The sequence below is a fragment of the Cupriavidus numazuensis genome (assembly GCF_905397435.1).
In the GTDB taxonomy this organism is placed as follows: domain Bacteria; phylum Pseudomonadota; class Gammaproteobacteria; order Burkholderiales; family Burkholderiaceae; genus Cupriavidus; species Cupriavidus numazuensis.
Genome location: NZ_CAJPVI010000153.1, coordinates 1 through 1,112, shown reverse-complemented (window position 1 = coordinate 1,112; position 1,112 = coordinate 1). Strand labels below are relative to the sequence as shown.

The following is a 1,112-nucleotide window of genomic DNA, read 5'->3' as shown; positions in this document are numbered from 1 at the left end:
CGTGCTTATCCGGTTAGCTCCCAGACCTACTAGATGTAGTGGGTAGCGATTTTTTGGCGTAGAGCTCGGCATAGGTCGGCGCGGTGACGTCACCAGCGATGCCGAGCAGGGAGCGAAACGCGTTGAAGGGATAGAAACGGCGGTTGAAGCGGAAGGTGAATTCGTTGAGATAGGCTTGTAGGTGCTGCGGGCTGACACCGTGATGAATACCGCGCAGCCAGGTCTTGAGATTGGAGAACACAAGGTGAATGATCGGCAGGAAGGATTCGGCCACTTGCATGTCACCGCGCTGCGCGATGGCGATATGGCGATAGCCGCGCTCGCCCAGCTTGGCATAACCGCCCCAGTCGTCGGTGACGATGGTTGCGCCGGGTGCAACGGTACGCTCGATGAATCCGCCCAGCGACCGGGCACTTCGGTCAGGAACCAGAGCGAGCCGAACTCGTCCGGCATACCGTCCGCTCTTGCGTTTGTTGCGGCTGCCGGCAAACTTGCGTTGCCGAACCTCGACAGCGCCGGCCACAAGAACCATGTCGTGCACGCCCCTGCCTTTGCCGCGAGTACGCCCACCGACGTAGGCCTCATCGACTTCGACGTGATCCTCAGGCTTGCCACCGATCCGATCCTGGTCGGGCCGCACCATGCCGGCGCGCAACTTGTGGAGTATCTGGAAGGCGGTCTCGTAACGCGACAGGCCGAGTTGGCGCTGGAACTGAATGGCCGACATGCCAGGCGTCTGACTGGCGACCAGGTACGCCGCCCAGAACCAAACCGACAGCGGTGTGTGCGTGCGCTCCATGACGGTGCCAGCAGTGAGGCTCGTGTCGCGTGTGCAATGGCGACAACGGAAAACGCCGGGGCGATTGGCAAAGCGGTACGGCTCACCAAGCAAGCCGCAGTGGTCACAAATGAACCCATCGCTCCATCGAGCGCGCTCAAGGTAAGCCATGCATGCCGCTTCGTCTGGAAACATCTTCTGAAACTCCGGCAGCGAGCCCGGAAACGGCAGATCGCCTCGGTCAAGCACGTCAATAACCATGGTTGCCCCGAGTTGGCACAGATGCCCAACATACTATCGGTAGAGGTCTTGGGAGACAACCGGATAAGCACGG

The 1,112-nt window shown here is 60.7% G+C and carries 1 protein-coding gene; it reads right to left on the bottom strand.

The features are described from left to right. Positions 1-13: 13 nt before the first annotated feature. Positions 14-1,039, bottom strand: coding sequence for an IS1595 family transposase (locus tag KHO41_RS40935; protein WP_211958885.1), 1,026 nt, complete (start codon positions 1,037-1,039; stop codon positions 14-16). Between the last annotated feature and the right edge of the window lie 73 nt (positions 1,040-1,112).